This window comes from Bradyrhizobium sp., from assembly GCF_036009065.1.
Classification (GTDB): domain Bacteria; phylum Pseudomonadota; class Alphaproteobacteria; order Rhizobiales; family Xanthobacteraceae; genus Bradyrhizobium.
The window spans coordinates 1-2,346 of sequence record NZ_DASYMN010000462.1; the positions used below are offsets into that span (position 1 = coordinate 1).

Here is a 2,346-nt window from a genome sequence, read left to right on the forward strand (position 1 = left end):
CCAACGGACGATCTCGTTGTCGATACGAGCCCGGAATTCAGCCGGGCTGTTACCGATTGGCTCCATCAACTGGGCCGCGAGCTTGTCGCGGATCGCGGCCGCCCCAATTGCTTCTACCACCTCGCGCTGAATCTTCGCAACGATGCCCTCCGGCGTATGCGCCGGGGCGATCATGCCCATCCAGGCGTCGGCATCGACGTCGATTCCGGCCTCTTTCAGCGTCGGGATGTCAGGCAAGTAGGGCGAACGCTTTGCGGTCGAGACCGCGAGAATCTTGACCCCGCCGGAGCCCGTGTGCGGGGTGACCGAAATTGCCGGCAGGCAGCCCATCTGCACGTCGCCCCTGATGATTGCGGTCATCGCAGCGGGCGAGGAGGCGTAGGGGATGTGCACCATCTGCGTTCCGGCAGCGAGCGCGATCGCCGCCATGGCGAGGTGCGACAGCGAGCCGTTGCCGATCGATCCGAAGTTGTATTTGCCGGGCTCGCGCTTCAAAAGCGCGACCAGCTCGGCGGCGCTGTTAACCATAACGCTGGAATTCACCGCGAGCGCGCTCGGCTGCGTCACCAGCTGGGTGATCGGAGCGATGTCGATCTTGGGGTCGTAGGGCAGCGTCGAGAACAACAGCGTGTTGATGGCGAGCGGCCCGCCGATGCTGACCCCGATGGTGGCGCCGTCGGGCGCGGCCTTGGCCACCGCATCAGTGCCGATGTTGCCACTTGCGCCCGGCTTGTTGTCGATGACGAACGGCTGGCCGAGCTTTTTCTGCAAATGGTCGGCGATCAGGCGGGCGACCACGTCGGGCGTAGAGCCCGGCCCGAACGGCACTACAATCTTCACGGGCTTGGTCGGCCAGTCCTGGGCCGACGCCGGCAGCGTGGTGAGCAGAACGCAGAACAGGATGGCGGCGAATCTCTTCATGTAGTTTCTCATTCGGCGTGCAATAGGATCAGATTGAACTGGACCCGTTCGTCCCCGCGGACGCGGGGAGGTGGATTCACACTCGAAGTGCAACACTTTGGAGAAGGCCTCGGCCGGGGTGCTGAAGTCAATGCACTTTCTTGGAGTGTTGTTGTAGGCCCGGACCAGAGCATTGAAGCGCCGGGTCGACAGCGTTGCGAGATCGGTCTTGCGTGGCAGGAACCGGCGCATCCGGCCGATGGCGTTTTCGATGCCGCCCTTTTGCCACGGCGAATAGGGATCGCAGAAGAACGTTCTGATCGCGAGCCGGTGCAGCTGGTGATGGTGGGCGAACTCGGTGCCGTTGTCGAAGGTGACGGTGCGACGCAGCCGCTTCGGCAACTTGGCGAACAGCTTGACCAGCCGGCGGGCGATCGGGGCGGCGTGCTTGCTGCGCGGCCTGCTGGCCAGAATGATGCGTGACTTGCGCTCATGCAGGGTCAGCACCGCCTGGCCGTATTTGGCGAACATCATCAGGTCGCCTTCCCAATGGCCGGGGTTGCTGCGGTCGGTTGCGCTGCGCGGTCGTTTCGACACGGGAATCCGGCCTTGGATGAAGCCTACCGAGCTGCCACGGCGGCTGCCGCGGAAGCCGCGTTTGCTCTTGCCGCGGAGCAGATAGCGTCGCCAGCGATAGTCCTTGGTCCGCGCGATCTGGGCATAGATGAAACGGTAGATGCTCTCGTAGCTGATGACCTTGCGGCCGGCTTCGCGGGCCAGCCGACCGGCGACCTGCTCCGGCGACCAGCCCCGAGCCAAACAGCCGAACACCGTGCGGCGCAGGGTGGGGTCGCGTTCCAGCCGCGAGCCCACCCAGCGCCGTGCCCGTGCCTGCTCCTGGGCGTAGCTCGGCTTATAGCCCACCTCGCGCCCTTGATTGCGGTTCAACTCCCGAGAGATCGTCGATGGCGAGCGATCCAAAGCTGCCGCGATTTGCCGGATCGAGCGGCCATCGGCTTGAAGGCGGGCAATCTCGCACCGGTCTTCCAATGACAACTGCTTGTAGCTGAACCCCATCGCAACACCCCTCTAAGAAGGTGTTGCACTTCGTTTGTGAACTCAGGGGACCCAGGCTTTGCCGCAAAAACTGGGTTCCCGCTTCCGCGGGAACGAACGGCACGAATTTCCACGCCGAACAACGACGCTCCAAGCTGAGGTCGCAGTCGCCCGGATCCCCGCGCGCCGCCGCTACTGCCACGCGCGGTTGTCGACGATCGTCTCGTAGGTGGCGCCCGGCACGGTCATGTTCCACTTTACCGTCCAGTTGTAGGTGTCGTCGAACCGCTCGCGCGTGTAGGGCTGCGGCGCGGCGTGCAGCAGGCGCCAGCTCTGAAACTCGTGCGGCTGCAACAGCCCGCCGGTTTCCGCGATGAAGTAGTGGATGTA

Annotated in this window: 2 protein-coding genes and 1 pseudogene; all 3 read right to left on the minus strand. The window is 64.2% G+C overall.

The annotated features are described in order from the left end of the window. Positions 1-933: Bug family tripartite tricarboxylate transporter substrate binding protein (locus VGP39_RS28245; RefSeq protein ID WP_422652988.1), on the minus strand; the 933-nt coding region annotated here is incomplete at its 3' end. A gap of 57 nt (positions 934-990) precedes the next feature. Beyond that, positions 991-1,977 (minus strand): annotated as a pseudogene (locus VGP39_RS28250) (IS30 family transposase); the annotation flags it as partial. Between the two features lie 171 nt (positions 1,978-2,148). Then, on the minus strand, positions 2,149-2,346 hold a 198-nt coding region (locus VGP39_RS27715), incomplete at its 5' end, for a hypothetical protein (RefSeq protein ID WP_327571290.1).